At 64.0% G+C, this 15,932-nt stretch carries 14 protein-coding genes; 1 reads left to right on the forward strand and 13 read right to left on the reverse strand.

The features are described 5' to 3' along the window. Positions 1–98: 98 nt before the first annotated feature. The 5 genes from DBR47_RS17155 to DBR47_RS17175 form a co-directional block, all read right to left on the reverse strand. Complete coding sequence (locus DBR47_RS17155) at positions 99–1,580, reverse strand: DUF1254 domain-containing protein (protein ID WP_197047128.1); 1,482 nt, start codon at positions 1,578–1,580, stop codon at positions 99–101. A gap of 76 nt (positions 1,581–1,656) precedes the next feature. Next, entirely contained in the window at positions 1,657–2,568 is a 912-nt protein-coding gene (locus tag DBR47_RS17160) for a transporter (protein ID WP_197047129.1), read from the reverse strand. Between the two features lie 266 nt (positions 2,569–2,834). Then, complete coding sequence (locus DBR47_RS17165) at positions 2,835–4,220, reverse strand: hypothetical protein (RefSeq protein ID WP_124452282.1); 1,386 nt, start codon at positions 4,218–4,220, stop codon at positions 2,835–2,837. Between the two features lie 63 nt (positions 4,221–4,283). After that, the gene (locus DBR47_RS17170) at positions 4,284–5,102 is read right to left on the reverse strand and encodes an SDR family NAD(P)-dependent oxidoreductase (RefSeq protein ID WP_124452284.1); all 819 of its coding nucleotides are present in this window, start codon (positions 5,100–5,102) and stop codon (positions 4,284–4,286) included. Continuing rightward, positions 5,099–5,884 carry an acetoacetate decarboxylase family protein gene (locus DBR47_RS17175; protein ID WP_124452286.1) on the reverse strand — a complete coding sequence of 262 codons (786 nt, stop codon included), beginning with the start codon at positions 5,882–5,884 and terminating at the stop codon, positions 5,099–5,101. Before DBR47_RS17175 ends, DBR47_RS17170 begins: the two co-directional genes overlap by 4 nt. Before the next feature lie 222 nt (positions 5,885–6,106). Here DBR47_RS17175 and DBR47_RS17180 point away from each other — a divergent pair, with 222 nt between their 5' ends. Further along, a complete protein-coding gene (locus DBR47_RS17180) occupies positions 6,107–7,156 on the forward strand; it encodes an AraC family transcriptional regulator (protein ID WP_124452288.1) in 1,050 nt (349 codons plus the stop codon). A gap of 14 nt (positions 7,157–7,170) precedes the next feature. Here DBR47_RS17180 and DBR47_RS17185 read toward each other — a convergent pair whose 3' ends face one another. The 8 genes from DBR47_RS17185 to hypB all read right to left on the reverse strand — a co-directional run bounded on the left by DBR47_RS17185 (position 7,171) and on the right by hypB (position 15,927). Then, on the reverse strand, positions 7,171–8,652 hold the full coding sequence (locus DBR47_RS17185) for a nickel-dependent hydrogenase large subunit (RefSeq protein WP_124452290.1): 1,482 nt from the start codon (positions 8,650–8,652) through the stop codon (positions 7,171–7,173). Between the two features lie 25 nt (positions 8,653–8,677). Further along, entirely contained in the window at positions 8,678–9,703 is a 1,026-nt protein-coding gene (locus tag DBR47_RS17190) for a HupU protein (RefSeq protein ID WP_197047130.1), read from the reverse strand. A gap of 2 nt (positions 9,704–9,705) precedes the next feature. Continuing rightward, positions 9,706–11,163 carry a sigma-54 dependent transcriptional regulator gene (locus tag DBR47_RS17195; RefSeq protein ID WP_124452292.1) on the reverse strand — a complete coding sequence of 486 codons (1,458 nt, stop codon included), beginning with the start codon at positions 11,161–11,163 and terminating at the stop codon, positions 9,706–9,708. Positions 11,164–11,230: 67 nt separating this feature from the next. Then, entirely contained in the window at positions 11,231–12,304 is a 1,074-nt protein-coding gene (gene hypE / locus DBR47_RS17200; protein WP_124452294.1) for a hydrogenase expression/formation protein HypE, read from the reverse strand. Continuing rightward, positions 12,301–13,458 carry a hydrogenase formation protein HypD gene (gene hypD / locus DBR47_RS17205; RefSeq protein WP_124452296.1) on the reverse strand — a complete coding sequence of 386 codons (1,158 nt, stop codon included), beginning with the start codon at positions 13,456–13,458 and terminating at the stop codon, positions 12,301–12,303. The genes hypE and hypD overlap by 4 nt, the downstream gene beginning before the upstream one ends. After that, on the reverse strand, positions 13,455–13,712 hold the full coding sequence (locus DBR47_RS17210) for a HypC/HybG/HupF family hydrogenase formation chaperone (protein WP_124452298.1): 258 nt from the start codon (positions 13,710–13,712) through the stop codon (positions 13,455–13,457). The genes hypD and DBR47_RS17210 overlap by 4 nt, the downstream gene beginning before the upstream one ends. Next, positions 13,703–14,926 carry a carbamoyltransferase HypF gene (locus DBR47_RS17215; protein WP_231512362.1) on the reverse strand — a complete coding sequence of 408 codons (1,224 nt, stop codon included), beginning with the start codon at positions 14,924–14,926 and terminating at the stop codon, positions 13,703–13,705. Before DBR47_RS17215 ends, DBR47_RS17210 begins: the two co-directional genes overlap by 10 nt. A gap of 2 nt (positions 14,927–14,928) precedes the next feature. Then, on the reverse strand, positions 14,929–15,927 hold the full coding sequence (gene hypB, locus DBR47_RS17220) for a hydrogenase nickel incorporation protein HypB (protein ID WP_124452300.1): 999 nt from the start codon (positions 15,925–15,927) through the stop codon (positions 14,929–14,931). Positions 15,928–15,932 lie beyond the last annotated feature (5 nt).

Here is a 15,932-nt window from a genome sequence, read left to right on the forward strand (position 1 = left end):
CTCAGGCCTCATGCCCTTACAAAGCCGACAAAAACAGGCTCTGCAATGATGCGGGTCGTACCTTTAGCGCATGGGCTATCGAAGCCTCAATCGCATGATCAAGGCTTGACTTTCTGGATGCCAGGGAATGTGCTCAATACAGCCATCTCCGACTGTCCTTCGGCTGGACCGTAAATGCGCAAGGTGGTCTTGAAGTCCTTAGCACCAGCGGGAGCGGGCAACCAGTTGGACTCAAGGGCTTGGCCGGGGGATTTCTCCTGAATGTAAATGTCCAGTGAGCCGTCGGCGTTGAACTTGAGCTTGTCTCGGTTGCCGATCTTGAAGCGATTGATGGGGTTCTCAGCGTACTGGAAACGGTAGGCGTCATACATGGTGAGCGACCAGAAGCCGTTCTTGATCAGCTTGGGAATGTCTTGAGCTTGCAGGTGCAAGACATAGTTGTTGGCGCTGTTCATCTGCTCGCCCTTGTTGTCGACAAAGGTCTGCAGATAGGTGGCTTCTTCGGCGTCGTTGGACATCAGTCCAACCAAGGCCATCTCGGCGCGCGACACATAGTTGAGACCGTAGCGCCCGCCCTCGGGATTGGTGCGCCAATGGTTGGGAGTTTCGACACCGCGGCTGTAGCGGATGCCGTCAGTGATGGCCGGCAGGTCTTTCAGCGCGCGCAGCATGCCAGCACGCGCCTGCGGATGCAGGGTCAACGGGTCAAAAGGCTTGCCGGCTTGAATCCCCAGCTGCTTCATGGACTCGACGGCCGCCGCGTCCTGGGCCAGGGGCGGGTTCTCGGTGAGCAGGTCCACCATGCGGCGGTAATAGGCAAACTCATCGGCATACGCGGGTCGCTTGCGCAACGCCGGCGGCTTGGGCGTGGTGGCGCCCGGGCCCTTGGCCCAATCGCTAAGCGCGGTGAGACTCATGCGTGACTGGTAGGCGAGCACAGTAGGAAGGTCTGAATCGTCATCAACCCTGATACGTGGCGCCACCATGACAATATTGGTGTTGGCCCGCAGCGTCTGCATGCCCTCCGGCAGTTTGCCCTGCCAGTTGGGGCCGACGATGGCCAAAGTGCTGGCCCTGCCGCCATTGGTGCGACTGGATATCTTGTAGGGAAGATTGTCGATGTAAGCATTGGCGATCTGGACGGTAAAAAAGCGGTCCAGGATGTCGGGCGTTTGCAAAACAATGGGCTGCTCACTGAGGTCCAGCACTGCGCCGCTATAGACCGTGTCGTTATTGGGGCTGACGGGCAGATTCTTTACTGCGGCAGTCACCAGCCGGCGCATATGGCCGAACTGGTTCAGCGGAGCGACCAAGGGGTTGGCGCCTGCGCCAATGCTGCTGATTTTTTCTCGCTGAACTCGTTCGCGTTCACTGATGAACAAAGGGTAGCTGAACACGATGGCCTGCACCGCCTGTGCATAGGCCAGGGTTTCCAGGCCTTGGGCTGTCTGAGCAGGGATGGCTGGCGAAGATGGGGGGCTTGAGTTGACAGGCTGAGCCAATACTGCGGGGAATTGCCACAGGCTGCAGCTCGCGCAGAGAATGCCTGCGCCGATCAGTTTGAGGGTCAGTTGCTTCATTCGAAACTCCAGTTTGTTTAGATGTTGACTCATTGCTTGATGGAGGGCCGCTGCCGAGTCGAGCGGCCTGAGCGCTTCAAAGCGCCCGGCTCAGGCGCAGCTGGAGCACATTACTCACGAGAGCATTGCTGGCTTTGACATTGCCCGTATAGGCCAGGGTCAAGCCCAGCTTGTCGATCCTGGTGGCATAAAAGACGCCTGCGTTGAGGGTCTTGAATCGGTTCGCGCCGTAGCCGCCGGCTTGATTGCCCGACATGCCGCCAGTGTCGTCTTCATACTGATTGACACCGACCAGCTGAGCGCCGAATACGCCAATCGGCGTCTTGTAGTTGGCCGCAATGTCATAGGCGGCGAAGTTTCCGCTGCGCCAGTGGTCCACCGTGTTGGTGCTATTGATGCCCAAAGCCAAGCGTGCGCCCAGAGTCAAGCTTTGGGTCAGCTGGTAGCCCAGCGTGGCATTGGGCCGTACGGTGAAGAAACGGCCGGCACCGATATTGATGGCAGGAGTGCCCGCGGCCCCGGAGGACAGGCTGTGGAAGTCGCCGGTGGGAAGCACCAAAGAAACGCCAGTGGCGAACTTCAGGCGGTCCTGGGTATAGATCCACAGCGCGGCGAGGTCGGTGTCACCCACGCCACTGGTACTGGTAGTGTTGGCCTTGGCTTGCGCGTCCAGGCTGGCCAGATAGGCAGCGCCCGGGCTGACCGAGCTGCCATCGGTGGCTGTCGCTGTGACGATGGGGAACTCCAGCGAACGGCTCGAACGGAAGGTGTAGGGAAGATTGATACCAAAGGCCAGGCGTCCGCCGCCAAAGGTGTCTTTGCTCACGAAGCCCAGAAACATCTGCGCGACGGTTTGGTTTTGCTGAAAGTCCACCAAGGCGCGTTGGCTCACGCCCTTGGCGTTGACAACTGCAGGGGTCCAAGCTTGCTTGCCGTCATCGCCGTTCAGGCCGGTGATATGGGTGGAGTTGATCGCGACGCTGGTCAACCAACCCGGTTTGCTTTCGAAAGCAGCCAGTTCGGGACCCAAAATCCCAACTGTGGGGTAGCGAATCTTGAACCCCTCTGAGGCCTGAGAGTAGCTGGTCAGACCAAATAGAGCTGCGGCAAGGGCCAGAGCCGTGGTCCTGCCAAAGGGGCAGTGGGTACTAGGTGTCATTGTCTCTTCCTTTGTTTTTGGGAATGCTGTTGTCTTGGGATGGCCAGTCCCTTGTCTTTGTTTCAGCCCTTAGTCAAATCTATTCAGCGAGGTATTCAACCGGTGGTTGAACAGCCGGTGCTCTCAAATTCCTGGACCGATAGATAGCGAGCCGCAGGGAAGAACGGCCCCAAGGCAGCCTGCTCATCACCGGGTTGATGAACTTCGAAAAGGCTTTGCTTGAAGTCAGGGGCTGGCAGCATCTGTCGGTAGACCAATATGCCGCCCGCCGGGTTACCCAAGCCGTCTCCTTGCGAGCCCCAATCCATCCAGGCGACGCCACAAGGCTTGTTGGCATTGCGCGGCCTGGCTTGCGGGGTGGAGATCACCAGGGTGTAGCGGCCTTGAGCGTCCACGGGCACTTGCTCATCGAAAAGGCAACTATCGACCGCGTTGTCATACAAGGATCGGTACTTGCAAAAGGACCAGTAACGCAGATCACCGGTCGGCATGCGATCGGGCCCGGACTGAGTCGCAGGTACCCGCGGGGCCCGCCCTTGCAACACCAAGACATCACCGAATCGTCGGTCCACCATGGCGGCCATATAAGTGTTGTCCAAGGTGCTGAAGAACCCCCCTTGGCGCCGCGCGCTGATCAAGTCCTTTATGGACTCAAATCGGGTACCGGCCAAGTAAGGCAGGACCGCGTAGCTTGGGTTGAAGAAGGCATACCAACGCAGTTCCTTCTGCGCAGGATGGAACGCCGAGGTCTGGCTGCGCAAGGTCAGCAGCGTCTGGTTGGCGTCCGCCTCCATGGCGGTTCGGCGCACGGCGCCCTCCTTGATCACCATCTCGCGGCACAGCGCCTCGCCTTCGAGCACCTTGCCGTCCGCCAGACGCATGCGCGGCTTGGGCAGAGCCACGCCACCCTTGGCACCGCGGCCTTGGTCGGGCACATAGATCCGCATCCACAGCAGCTGGGGCTTGTCATCGGCCGGCAGGTAGAGGGTGTTGGCCGGGCGCCGGGCATCCACCGCGGCGATATTCGATCCCGCCTCGATTTGGTCGGCCCGGATCAGGCGCAGCTGGTAAGCCCGTTGCGAGGCTTGCCGGGTAGCGCCCGGCACAAAAGGATTGATGCCACCGGGCTTGGGCTGAATCATCACGTCGTTGAGCCTGTCCACCGGGCGCGCCTGCTGGTCATAGCTATTGAAAGACAGATGCCTTGCATGGGGAAACTCGCCATCCAGAGTCAGCTCGGCGCCTTGCGGCAGCTTGAACTGGGTCAGCCAGTAGTTGGCCCCGGTGTCGGGATAGGACAGCAAGGTCCCACCACTGCTAGCCCCCACCCAGAAGCAATCGGCCAGGCCGTTCTTCTGCGCCTCCGCGTCCAGCTCCGCAACCGGCACCGCCGTGACCTGGGGGCGGAACTTCGCCAGATACATGCCGCCCCCGACCAGGGCCAGCAGCAAGAGCAAAGAGGGAAACAAGATCTTCTTCATGCATGAGGTTCCAGAGAAAACATGTCGCCGCGGCGATGCGATGGCACTGCGGTGGCACTGTGCTCAAGGCGAGGGCGGCTTGGTTGCCGAGGCGGGATAGCCGCTCATCCAGAGCAAGCCGCGGCGCATCAGGCAAGCGGGTAGGATCTTGGCGATCAGCAGCAAGGCCTTGAAACGCCAGGACACGGGGCGGTGCAAGGGGCCGTGGCTGATGGCTTGCAACACCTCATGTGCAACCTCGTCCGGGCCCAGATTGATGCCCATGCGCCGCAGCAGCACTTGCTTTTGACTACCTTCCAGCATCGGTGTATTCACAAACGGCGGCACGACCGCCCGCACCGAAATGCCATGCCGCGCCCATTCGCTTGCCAAGGCTTCCGTGAAGCCGCGCACCCAGAATTTGCTGGCGGAATAAATGGCCATGCTGGGAATGCCAAAGACCGATGAGGCCGAGGACAGATTGACCACGCTGACCGGCTGCCGACCCGCCGCCACGCTGCGCTTGAGCAGGGGCAGTGCAGCCCGGCAGCACAGGGCGGGGCCCAAATTGTTGACGGCCAACAAGCGGCTCAGATGCTCCAGCGACTGGTCCTCGAAATGCCCTGTGTAAAGCAGGCCGGCGTTGTTCACCAGCAAGTCCAGATGGCCGCCGGAAAGCTCGGCAAAGCGGTCGAAGACCTGCGCCACCGATTCGGGCGCGCTGATATCACCCGGTAACTCAAGCGTGGCTGAGCCCAGTTCCTGGCACAGGATTCGCAGGGCTTTGGCATCCACGTCGACCAAGCCCAGCGTCCAGCCCTCGGCCGCCAATAGGCGGGCAATCGAGCGCCCGATGCCCGAGCCCGCGCCGGTGACCAAGGCGTATTTGGCGGGCGCACTCATGGCAGCACCGCGCCCGCATTCAGTCGAAGCTGAAGCTTATGCGTGTAGCTGACGAAGGCGGGCCGCGCCTGCTCCAGGCCCAGGGCCAGCAGTCTTTGCACCATCGGGTGCTCACTGCGCGAAACCCGCAGGCGCAAGGAACCGGGCAGCGCAATCTGGCCACCGCCGCGGGTGTTGACCAAGGTACGCAAGGTCTTGCTGTTCAAGGAGGAATACAGCACCAGGTCCAACAAAGGGCCGGGCATGGCCATGCCGGCCTTACCAGAGAGGCTGAGCAGATCGCCGCCTCCCTCGGGTCGGCTGACCGTGCCATTGAAGTGTTTCTGATTCAATTCAAAGCCGATGGGGGTGACGAACTTGGGATAACCCCAAATCTCCCTTCCAGCAGCGCAGGCCACCGCCGTCGTTACCGGCAGGTCGATGACGTAAAAGCCAGCGCGTTCGCGGTCCAAGCCATAGAACAAGGACAGCAGCGGCAGGCTGGGCGCGCGCTGCCCCGTTGGCAAGGCGGCGATGGCTACCCCCATCTCGTTATAGGGCGCGATGGCCGTTTCCCGGTACTCATAAAACGCCAGGGCAAGCAGGGCCTTGCCGCTCGCAAACTGAATCGGCGACATGCCTGTGGCCGCCAGCACCTTTCGCGCGGCCTCCAACTCAACCCAGAACATGGCGATCATGTTGGAGTTGTCGTAATACAGAATCGGTAGATCAACCTCTCCTTCACTGGTGGCCTGCGTACTCAGTGGGTACTGAAAGAAGGGATCGGCTTGCCATGTGTTCAAAAGCAACTCCAGAAAAAGCTAGCGCTGCACCCGCCCTGAGCTGGGGCAGCGCCGAATAATGCAAAGGGAAAAGGCGGCTGGCGCCCAGGCGAAGCCCGCAGCCAAGGCCTTGGTTTTTGCCTCTTGCCAAGGCCACTTCTAGGGCCAAAGATTAGCGAGATGCCTCTCGCGAAGGTATCCTCGCGGAGGAAGAAAAATCAATATTTGGGGACATAGACAGTCATGCGAAGCTTGGATGGCAATGCATCTAATGGTTTGCACGGAGTGCTGAGCGTGCGCCTCTTGGTCGAACTGGGCCGTGAGCACGGTTTGTCAGCGCGCAGCTGCCTGGTGGGCAGCGGTGTACAAGAAAACCGCCTGGGGGATCTGGCCGCCATGGTCACCGCCGAGCAGGAGCTGTGCGTCATTCGCAATCTGCTGGGCCATCTGGGCAGCATCCCGGCATTGGGCGCCGTGGCCGGGACGCGTTATCACTCCATCTCCTTCGGCCCCTTGGGCGTGGCCCTGACCAGCAGCGCTTCCGCCAAAGAGGCCTTGAAGCTGGCCATGCGCTATTTCAAATTGACCTTTGCGCTGACGCGCTTCCGGGTGGCCGAGGCGCAAAGCAAGACCCTGGTCATGATTGACGATTCGAGCTTGCCGCTGGAATTGCGCAGCTTCATCGTCGAGCGTGACGCGGCGGCCCTGGTCACCGTGCAAAAAGACTTGCTGGCCTTTGAATCGGCTTTGACTGCGCTCGACTTCAACTTCCCCGAGCCCAAGGTGGTGGCCCCTTACAAAGCCATTTTCGGCGTCCGCCCGCGCTTTGCAGCCAAGGAAAACCTGGCCACGCTCTCGACCGAGGTGCTGTCCCAGCCCCTGCCGCAGGCCAATGAGTTGATCCTCCAGATGGCCGAACAACAATGCCAGCTGATGCTAGAGCAACAGGAGTCCCGCACCGGCCTGGCCACCCAGGTCCGGGTGCTGCTGACTCACAGCATTAGGGAATGGTCAGACATGCAAGCGGTGGCTCAGCATTTCTGCATGACCACGCGTACTTTGAGGCGCAAATTATTGAGCGAAGGTCAGACCTTCTTGGGGCTGCGTGAAGAAGTCCGAAGGGCCTTGGCGGAGCAATATCTGCTGGGCTCCGGCTTGTCGATCGAGGAGATGTCCGACAAACTGGGCTTCGGCAGCCCGACCAGCTTTATCATCGCTTTCAAACGCTGGCATGGCGCAACACCCTTTGCCTATCGAAGCAAACAAGCGCCAGGGGCAAAACAGCTGGTTTAGACCTCCACCAAGGCTCAATGCACCGTGCAGACCATGCAGGGATCAAAAGAGCGCACGATGTGCTGCACCGCCACCGGCGAGCTTTCACCGGCCAAGACCGGCGCGCCGACCAGGGCCTGCTCCAGCGCGCCCGGCTTGCCGGCGGCGTCGCGGGGCGAGAAATTCCAGCTGGTGGGCGCCACGATTTGGTAGTTCTGGATGCGCCCCCGGCTGGCCACCACCCAGTGGCCCAGGGCGCCGCGGGCGGCCTCCGTCAGGCCCACGCCCTGCCCTTCCAGATCGGTTGACAGCGGCGGCGCGCAATAGGGCTCGCCGGTCTGCAAAGCGCCTAGCCATTGCTCCATCAGGGGCAGCACCCGGGCCAGCTCCAAGACCCGGGCCAGCACGCGGGTGAACACCGTGCCACCGTGGTGCTGCACCGCATCCACGATCAAGCCATGGTTTGATGCCAGTTGACGAGCGATGGCGCCGGTCTCCAGCACCTCACCACCCAAGCGCGGGGCCTTGTTCCAGGTGTAGGCGCCGACCTTGTCGGCATCGGGCTGAGTCAAGCCTTGCAAGGGGTGGCGGGGCGCGGCGCTGTCCGCCATCCAGGCATGGCTCACGTCCTCGCGCACGGCGTCCAGGTTCAAAGGCTCAAGACGGCCGCTGTCGGCCCGCCACAGGCCGCGCTCGAACACAAAGCCGCCTGCTTCGGCCTGTGGGTAGGCCCCATAGCTCAAATACAGACCCGGGCCCTGGCCCAGGCTGCGCAGATCGGCCGCGCCGAATCGCGCGCCACCCAGCACCATGCTCAGCCACAGACGCAGATCGCCGCGTTCGGGCCACTGCGCATGCCAGTCCCAAAGCTCGGCCTCGCTGCGCAGGGTGGCAAACACCTCCAACTCATCGGCAAAAAGATGGCGCTCCAAAAAGCTGCGGAACTCGCGCAGCTTGGCCAGCAGGCGCACCCGTTCGGCCGCTTCGATGGCGCGGCTGGAACCGCCCGGCGTGATGCTCTGGGTATGCGGCCATTTGCCGCCCAAGGTGCCGGCCAGGGTGAACCAGCGCTGGCGGGCCGCGATGGCCGCACAGGTCTGCTCGCCGGTCTGCGGGTGGAAGCGCTTTTGCGCCTCGGCATACCAGGGCTGGGCGGCATAGACCGGCCGACTGAAGTCCGGCATGAAGAAGAGATAGAAATGCGTCAGATGATCGGCCAGGTTCTCCATGGCCAGGAGCAGATTGGTGGCCAGCAAGCCATTGGGTGGCACTTGCATGCCGCCCATTTCGGCCAGGGCCCGGGCCGCCGCCACCGACTGCGAGATGGAGCAGATGCCGCAGATGCGGGGCACAAAGACCAGGGCATCCTGCGGGTTCTTGCCCTGCAAGATTTGCTCAAAGCCGCGGTACATGGGCGCATTGACCCGCGCCGAGGCGACCTGGCCGCCCTCCACCTCCAGGCTGACCTCCAGATCCCCTTCGACCCGGTTGAAGGGCCCTACCAGCAAACGCGTCATAGCCTTGTCCACATCTCTTTCTTCTTCACTTCAGTCTTGTCTTCTTGGCCACCGGCGGCAGCACGAGGTGGTCGGCCGTGGCATTGAGCTTGACGCGCCGCGGCGTCGCGTGTTTGGACAAAGAAGCCAGGGCCACAAACCAGGCCTTGGGCATGTCAGTGGGCAGGCCGATGGGGATGCCGGCCAGTTTGGGCGTTTGGTGGAAGGGGTGGCCGGGTTCCTGAAAACCCGGCTCGGTGCAGGCGATGCAGGCATAGCCGCCGCGGGTGCAGGAGCCCTCGCCGTTCCAGGGTCGGATATTGCAGTCGGCATGCACTTGCGTGCCCTTGCAACCCATGTTCTCCATCATGCAACCCAGATCCGAGGGCTTCTCGGCGCTGGCCTTGAACTCGTAATACTCGTTGCGGGCGCAGCCGTGGTGCACCAGCTGGTCGGCATAAAAGCGCGGCCGGCCCAGGCTATCCAGATCGGCGGCGGCAAAGCTGTTCGCGGCCAGGGCCATCAAGCTGTCGATGACCCAGCTGGGATGGGTGGGGCAGCCCGCCACATTGATGACGGGCAGGCCGCTCGCGCTGCGGAACTCCTGGCCCAGCAGGCCGCCGCGATGCTCGTCCTCGAACTGCAGGCCGCAGGCCTCGCTGGGATTGCCGCCACCGGCCGTCACCCCGCCCCAGGCGGCGCAGCTGCCCACGGCCATCACATGCAAGGCCTTGGGGGCCAGGTCTTGCAGCCAATGCATCATCGGCCGGCCGGTGCCGGCCAGGATGTGAAAGCGCCCGCTGCCTTGCGGGCCGCGCAGCACCGAGCCCTCCAGGCACAACACATCCAGGCGCAGATCGCCGCTCAGGATGCGCTCCAACAGCGCAATCAGTTCCTCGCCCGTTTCCAGCGAGAGCGAGGGATGCCAGAGCAGCTGAATCCCGGCGTGGCGCAGCTGGCCGTGGAAGTCCGCCGTATCGGCGCAGAGCAAGGACATGCTGCAGCCGCCACAGCCGCCCGACTGCAACCACAACACGTTCAAGGGCTCAGCGGCCTTGCGAGCTGGCGCCATGGCTAGCCCTCCAGGCCGAAGCGAGCCATCTTGGCGCGCAGGCCCACGCGGGAGAGACCTAACTCCTTGGCCGCGCGGGTCTTGTTCCAGCGCTGGCGCAGCAAGGTCTCACGCAGAATCACCGCCTCGATCGCATCCAGGCGCTCGGCCAGGGTGCCGCTGGCGGCCTGGCCCAGATGGCTGCTGGGGACCAAGGTTGCCAGGCCCGCTCCCGTCTGCCCTTGCAGCACCCGCGCCGAAAAGCTCTGCGCCGCCAGGCTCTCGCCCTCGCTCAAGGCCAGGGCGCGGGCAATCTCATTGCGCAGCTCGCGCACATTGCCGGGCCAGGGATAGGCCATCAGCACGCCCAGGGCCTCGTCGCTCAGCTTCAGAGCCGCGGCGCGGGCGGCGCCCATGCCCAGCTCCTGCCCCACCTCCTGCAAGAGCCGGCGGGCGATGGGGGCGATATCACCGACCCGCTCGCGCAGCGGCGGCACGGTCAGCGTGACCCCGGCTATGCGGTAGAACAAGTCTTCGCGGAACAGCCCATCGCGCACTCTTTGTTCCAGATCGCGGTGGGTGGCGGCGATCACCCGCACATCGACAGGCACGGCGCGCGCAGCACCCACAGGCCGCACCTCGCGCTCTTGCAAGACACGCAAGAGCCGCACCTGGAAGGCCGGCGAGGTCTCGCCGATCTCGTCCAGAAACACCGTGCCGCCATTGGCGCGCTGGAACAGGCCGGCATGGTCCTCGAAGGCGCCGGTGAAAGCGCCGCGCTTGTGGCCGAAGAGTTCGGACTCCAGCAAGGTGTCCGGCATGGCCGCGCAGTTCTCGGACACAAAAGCCTTGTTCGCGCGCGGGCTGGCGTAATGCATGGCACGGGCCAGCAGTTCCTTGCCCGAGCCGCTCTCACCCAAAACCAGGGTGCTCAAGTCATAGCGGGCGACTCGGGCGGCCAGTTCGCAAACAGCGTCCAGCGGGCTGCCGGATGCCCGCTCGATGCGATCGAAATCAAAGGCCTGGCGGGCCTGGGCCAGATTGCTGGCGGCCCGCTCGCGCAGCACCGGCGTGCTGCTGCGCAGCTCCAGATGCAGGCGGTTGGTGTCGCGCTGCAGGCCTTGGGCCTCGACCGCATTGCGCACCGTGGCCAAGAGGTGATCGGGGATCCAGGGCTTGAGGATGTATTGATAGATGCCGGCCTCGTTGATGCCAGAGATCAGGTCCTCGGTATCGGTATAGCCCGAGATGACGATGCGCACCGTGTCCGGCCAGCGCTCGCGCACCTCTTTCAAGAACACCACGCCGGTGAGGCCTGGCATGCGCTGGTCGCAGAGGATGACGCTGACCTCCTGCTGCTCCAGCAGCAGGCGAGCCTCGGCCGCGCTGCCGGCCGTCAGCACAGAGAAGTCCTCGTCCAGGGTGCGGCGCATCGCATCCTGCGAGCGCACCTCATCATCCACCACCAGAACGGTAGGCATGGCGGGCGGGAGCAAGGGGCCGGATCTCATATCAATCCAGCATACGGGAGCAGTTGCGGCCCGGACATTAGCAAATGCGCGGTAACTGCTCTCCGCTCAGCCAATCCACCACACGCCGCCCCCCGAATCGGGTGTTCATCTGCACAAAGCTGTGGCCATCCTCGGTGACCACGCCGATGCTGGCCGAATGCCGGCCCAAGGGATGGGCATGCATGGCGGCCAGCACCGCATCGGCCGCGGCCGGGCTGACGATGGCCACCAACTTGCCCTCGTTGGCGATATAGAGCGGGTCCAGGCCCAGCAACTCGCAAGCCGCTTCGACCTGGGGCAGGACGGGAATGGCCGACTCCTCCAAGAGCATACCCACGCCCGATTGCCCGGCGATTTCGTTCAGCGTGGTGGCCAGGCCGCCGCGCGTAGGATCGCGCAAGACCCGCACATCGCTGGGCCGCGGGGCCGCCTGCAGAATCGCCGCCACCAGCTCATGCAGGGCGGCGGTGTCGGACAGGATGGCGGTCTCGAACTCCAGCGACTCGCGCTTGGACAGCACGGCCACCCCATGCTCGCCGATGCTGCCCGAGATCAGCACCACATCGCCCGGCCTGGCGTTCTGGCCGGCAATCTCGATGCCCGGCGCCACCACGCCCACGCCGGTGGTACTGATGAAGACGCCATCGCCCTTGCCGCGCTCCACCACCTTGGTGTCACCGGTGATCACCGGCACGCCGGCCTCGCGGGCGGCCGCCGCCATGCTGTCGACGATGCGCTTCAGATCGGCCAGGGGGAAGCCCTCCTCGATGATGAAGCTGGCCGCCAGGTACAAGGGCATGGCGCCCGACATGGCCACATCGTTGATGGTGCCGTGCACGGCCAGGCAGCCCACATCGCCGCCGGGGAAAAAGAGTGGCGAGACCACATGGCCGTCGGTGGACATGACCATGCGCGCGCCCACGGGGATGGGGAAGCTGCTGCTGTCATGGCCTTGGCGCAGCATGGGGTTGTCGAGTGCGGCCACAAACAATTCTTCGATCAGCTGGGCCGAGGCCCGGCCACCCGCGCCATGGCCCATATCGATGCGGCCATGCTTGAGGTCCAGAGGCCGGACATAGCCTTTTTTGACCGGACTATTGCCTGCACTCATGCGGCCTCCTTCGTCGCTTGCGCGACGATGGCGATATCGCGAAAACGCCCATAGCTGTAATGCGCGGCGCAAGCGCCCTCGCTGGACACCATGCAGGAGCCCACCGGGTTCTCGGGCGTGCAGACGGTGCCGAAGATCTTGCAGTCGTTGGGCTTTTTGACCCCGCGCAGAATGGCCCCGCATTCGCAGGCCTTGTTGTCGGCCACCGGGGTGTAAGTGAGATCAAAGCGCTTTTCGGCATCGAACTCGGCATAAGCCGCGCGGATCTTGAGCGCGCTGAAGGGCACCTCGCCCAGGCCGCGCCACTCAAAGCTGTCGCGCAGCTCCAGCACCTCGTCCACCAGGGCTTGGGCGGTCAGATTGCCGACCCGATTGACGGCGCGGGTGAACTCGTTCTCCACCTCAAAGCGACCCTCATTCATCTGCCGCACCAGCATCAGAATCGCCTGCATCACATCCAGGGGCTCAAAGCCGGCGATCGCCACCGGCTTGCGGTAGTTCTCGGCAAAGCCCTCGTAGGGCGCGGAGCCGATCAGGATGCTGACGTGCGCCGGGCCGATAAAGCCGTCCAGCGGCACCGTGCCCAGCTGCTTGACCTCGGGGCTTTCCAAAATATGAGTGATGGCCGCTGGCGTCAGCACATGGCAGCACAGCACGCTGAAGTTCTTCAGCCCGCGCGCCTTGGCGTCACGTATCACCAGGGCCGTGGGTGGCGTGGTGGTCTCGAAGCCGATGGCGAAGAACACCACCTCGCGCTCGGGGTTCTGCTCGGCAATGGCCAGCGCATCGGCGGCGGAATAAACCATGCGGATGTCGCCACCCCGCGCCTTGGCCTTGATCATCGAAAGCCCTTTGGAGGCCGGCACCCGCATGGTGTCGCCGTAAGTGCAGACGATGGCGTTCTGCTCCAGCGCCAGCTGAATGGCCAGGTCGATGCGACCAATCGGCAGCACGCAGACGGGGCAGCCTGGGCCGTGCACCATGGTGACATTGGGCGGCAGCAGCTCGGCAATGCCGTAGCGCGAGATGGCGTGGGTGTGGCCGCCGCAGAACTCCATAAAGCTGTAGTGCTGATCGGGCCTGGCCTCCTCGGCCAGGCGCTCGGCGATGCGGCGGGCGATCTCACCGTCGCGAAACTCGTCGATGTACTTCATGCTTGTGCCCTCTCCTGCGCTTCATCCTGCGCGGCCACCAACTGGGCCATCTCACCAAACAAGGCCAAGGTGCGCTGGGCCTCTTCCGGGTCGATGCGGCCGATGGCATGGCCCACATGGACGATGACGTAATCCCCCACCTGGGCCTCGGGCACCAGGGCGATGGAGATGGGCTTGCGGATGCCGCCCAGATCGACCAGGGCCTGATCGCCGGCGCGCAACTCCAGCAGCAAAGCGGGTATGGCTAGACACATGATGTTGAAGCGCTTTCCTCGCCCTGCGGGGCGCAGCGTGTAGAAGAGGCCAAGGCCGAGTCTTCAGCCTTGGCCAGAGAATGGGCGGCGACCCAGGCCTGGCCCAGGGCCAGACCGGCGTCGCCGCATGAATTTTTCTGCGGCAGCAAGACCCGCAGGCCACGCTGCAAGAGCTGCTCCTGCAGGCGCTGGCTCAGCAAGCGGTTCATAAAGCAGCCACCAGACAGGCAGACCGTCTGCGTGCCCTCGCTCTCGGCCGCCTGGGCCAGCCAATTCGCCAGGCCATCGGCCAGGCTGAGATGAAAACAAGCGGCGGCCTCGCCCTGCAGGGCCGGCACCTGAATGGTGTACAGCAGACGGGCCAGCAAGGGCAGCAGATCCAGCTGACTGCAGCCCCCGGCCTCGCTGGGCGGCAGGATGCGCAGAGCCAATAACTCGGGCAGATGGCCTCTAACCTGCGCCAGCCAGTCGCTGGCCGCCGCTTCCAAAGCCATGGCGGCCTCGGCCTCGTGGCTTTGACGCAGGCTCAGGCCCAGGGCGCCGGCGGCGGCATCGAACCAACGGCCGGTGCTGCTGCTCAAGGGGCAGTTGAGGCCGCGCGCCAGCAGCTGCTGGAGCTGCCGCGCCTTGTCGACGCCGACCCCGGGGCCAAAGCGCGCCGGGATTTCTTCCGGCCGGCCCAGGGCCTGCAAGGCCGCAGAAGCCATGCGCCAGGGCTCGCGCGCCGCCACATCGCCACCGGGCAAGGCCAGGGGTCGCAGATGGCCCAGGCGCCGCCAGCCTTGGGTGGACACCGCAAGCAGCTCGCCACCCCAGGCCTGGCCATCTGTCCCTAAGCCGACCCCATCCAGGGCCAGGCCGACGACGGGGCCGCGCTCGCCATGCTCGGCCAGCACGGCGGCGATATGGGCATGGTGGTGTTGCACGGCCAGGGCGGGCACGCCCAGCTCGGCGGCTAACTGCCCGGCCAAGCGGCTGCTGAAGAAATCGGGATGAAGATCGTGAGCGATGGCCTGCACCCCGCTCCTGCCCTCGCCCTTAACCTTGGCTTGCTCAATCAAGGCACGCGCCGAGGCCTCCAAGGCCAGGCAGGCGCCGGGTTCGCTCAGATCGCCATGCAGGGCCGAGCCCTGCCAAACACCGCCCTGCCACAGGCCGGCGCTGTTTTTCAGCCAGGCCCCACAGGCCAGTACCGCGATGTCTTGCGTCTTCATCATCAGCTCTGCTGGGGCTTGGCGCGGGCCGCCAGCACATCCGCCAGCTGGGCTTCCAGCTCGGCCACACGGCGGCTCAGGCTGGCCTCGCGCGATTCGGCGGCCAGGGCTGCGGGCTCGGCCATCACCTGCTCCAGCCAGTTCAACCAAGCCTCCATGCCCGCACCCGAGGTGGCGGAGACCTGCAAGATCTCGATGGCCGGGTTGACCCGCCGCGCCGCGTCTATGCAGCGCTGCAGGTCGAAGTTCAGATGCGGCAGCAGATCAACCTTGTTGAGCAGCATCAGGGTGGAGGCGGCAAACATATCCGGGTACTTCAGCGGTTTGTCCTCGCCCTCGGTGACCGAGAGAATCACCACCTTGGCGGCTTCGCCCAGATCCCAAACCGCCGGGCAGACCAGATTGCCCACGTTCTCGATGAAGAGCAGGCTGGCCGGCTCCTCATGATGATGGTGATGTTCATGGCCATGCGCATGAGGCTCATGGCTGCGCAAGCGGGCAAAGGCCTGGGCCACCATGGGCGCGTCGAGGTGGCAGCCCTTGCCGGTGTTGACCTGCACGGCGGCCGCGCCGGTGGCGCGGATTCGGTCGGCGTCCAAGGTGGTTTGTTGATCCCCCTCGATCACGCTGACCTGCAACTCAGGGCGACGGCGGCGCAGCGCCTCAATCGTGGCGCAGAGCAAGGTGGTCTTGCCCGAGCCGGGGCTGGACACCAGATTCAAGGCCGTCACCCCATGGCCTTCAAAATGCGCGCGGTTCTGGCGCGCGTGGCGGTTGTTCTCGCCCAGGATGTCGGTCTCCAGCTTGATGGCCCGCGCCTGGCTCATGCCCGGCACCGACACCCGCGCCGCGCCGCTGCCGAAGTGCAGATCACCATGCTGAGCGTCGACCTGCACATGGCTGGACTCTTCAGGCCCACGGGGTTGTTCATGCGCATGTGCATGCCCCGCCTTGTTCTCCTTGCCTTCGCCCGTCTCGGCGCAACCACAAACAACGCACATGATGT

It is taken from the genome of Paucibacter sp. KBW04, assembly GCF_003852425.1.
In the GTDB taxonomy this organism is placed as follows: domain Bacteria; phylum Pseudomonadota; class Gammaproteobacteria; order Burkholderiales; family Burkholderiaceae_C; genus Paucibacter_A.

Bases quoted from the DNA above. Each gene is read 5' to 3' on its own strand.
- hypE (WP_124452294.1), bottom strand. From the start codon at position 12,304: ATGAGTGCAGGCAATAGTCCGGTCAAAAAAGGCTATGTCCGGCCTCTG.
- DBR47_RS17180 (WP_124452288.1), top strand. From the start codon at position 6,107: ATGCGAAGCTTGGATGGCAATGCATCTAATGGTTTGCACGGAGTGCTG.
- DBR47_RS17215 (WP_231512362.1), bottom strand. From the start codon at position 14,926: ATGAAGACGCAAGACATCGCGGTACTGGCCTGTGGGGCCTGGCTGAAA.
- hypB (WP_124452300.1), bottom strand. From the start codon at position 15,927: ATGTGCGTTGTTTGTGGTTGCGCCGAGACGGGCGAAGGCAAGGAGAAC.
- DBR47_RS17170 (WP_124452284.1), bottom strand. From the start codon at position 5,102: ATGAGTGCGCCCGCCAAATACGCCTTGGTCACCGGCGCGGGCTCGGGC.
- DBR47_RS17185 (WP_124452290.1), bottom strand. From the start codon at position 8,652: ATGACGCGTTTGCTGGTAGGGCCCTTCAACCGGGTCGAAGGGGATCTG.
- DBR47_RS17195 (WP_124452292.1), bottom strand. From the start codon at position 11,163: ATGCCTACCGTTCTGGTGGTGGATGATGAGGTGCGCTCGCAGGATGCG.
- DBR47_RS17155 (WP_197047128.1), bottom strand. From the start codon at position 1,580: ATGAAGCAACTGACCCTCAAACTGATCGGCGCAGGCATTCTCTGCGCG.
- DBR47_RS17210 (WP_124452298.1), bottom strand. From the start codon at position 13,712: ATGTGTCTAGCCATACCCGCTTTGCTGCTGGAGTTGCGCGCCGGCGAT.
- DBR47_RS17165 (WP_124452282.1), bottom strand. From the start codon at position 4,220: ATGAAGAAGATCTTGTTTCCCTCTTTGCTCTTGCTGCTGGCCCTGGTC.
- DBR47_RS17190 (WP_197047130.1), bottom strand. From the start codon at position 9,703: ATGGCGCCAGCTCGCAAGGCCGCTGAGCCCTTGAACGTGTTGTGGTTG.
- hypD (WP_124452296.1), bottom strand. From the start codon at position 13,458: ATGAAGTACATCGACGAGTTTCGCGACGGTGAGATCGCCCGCCGCATC.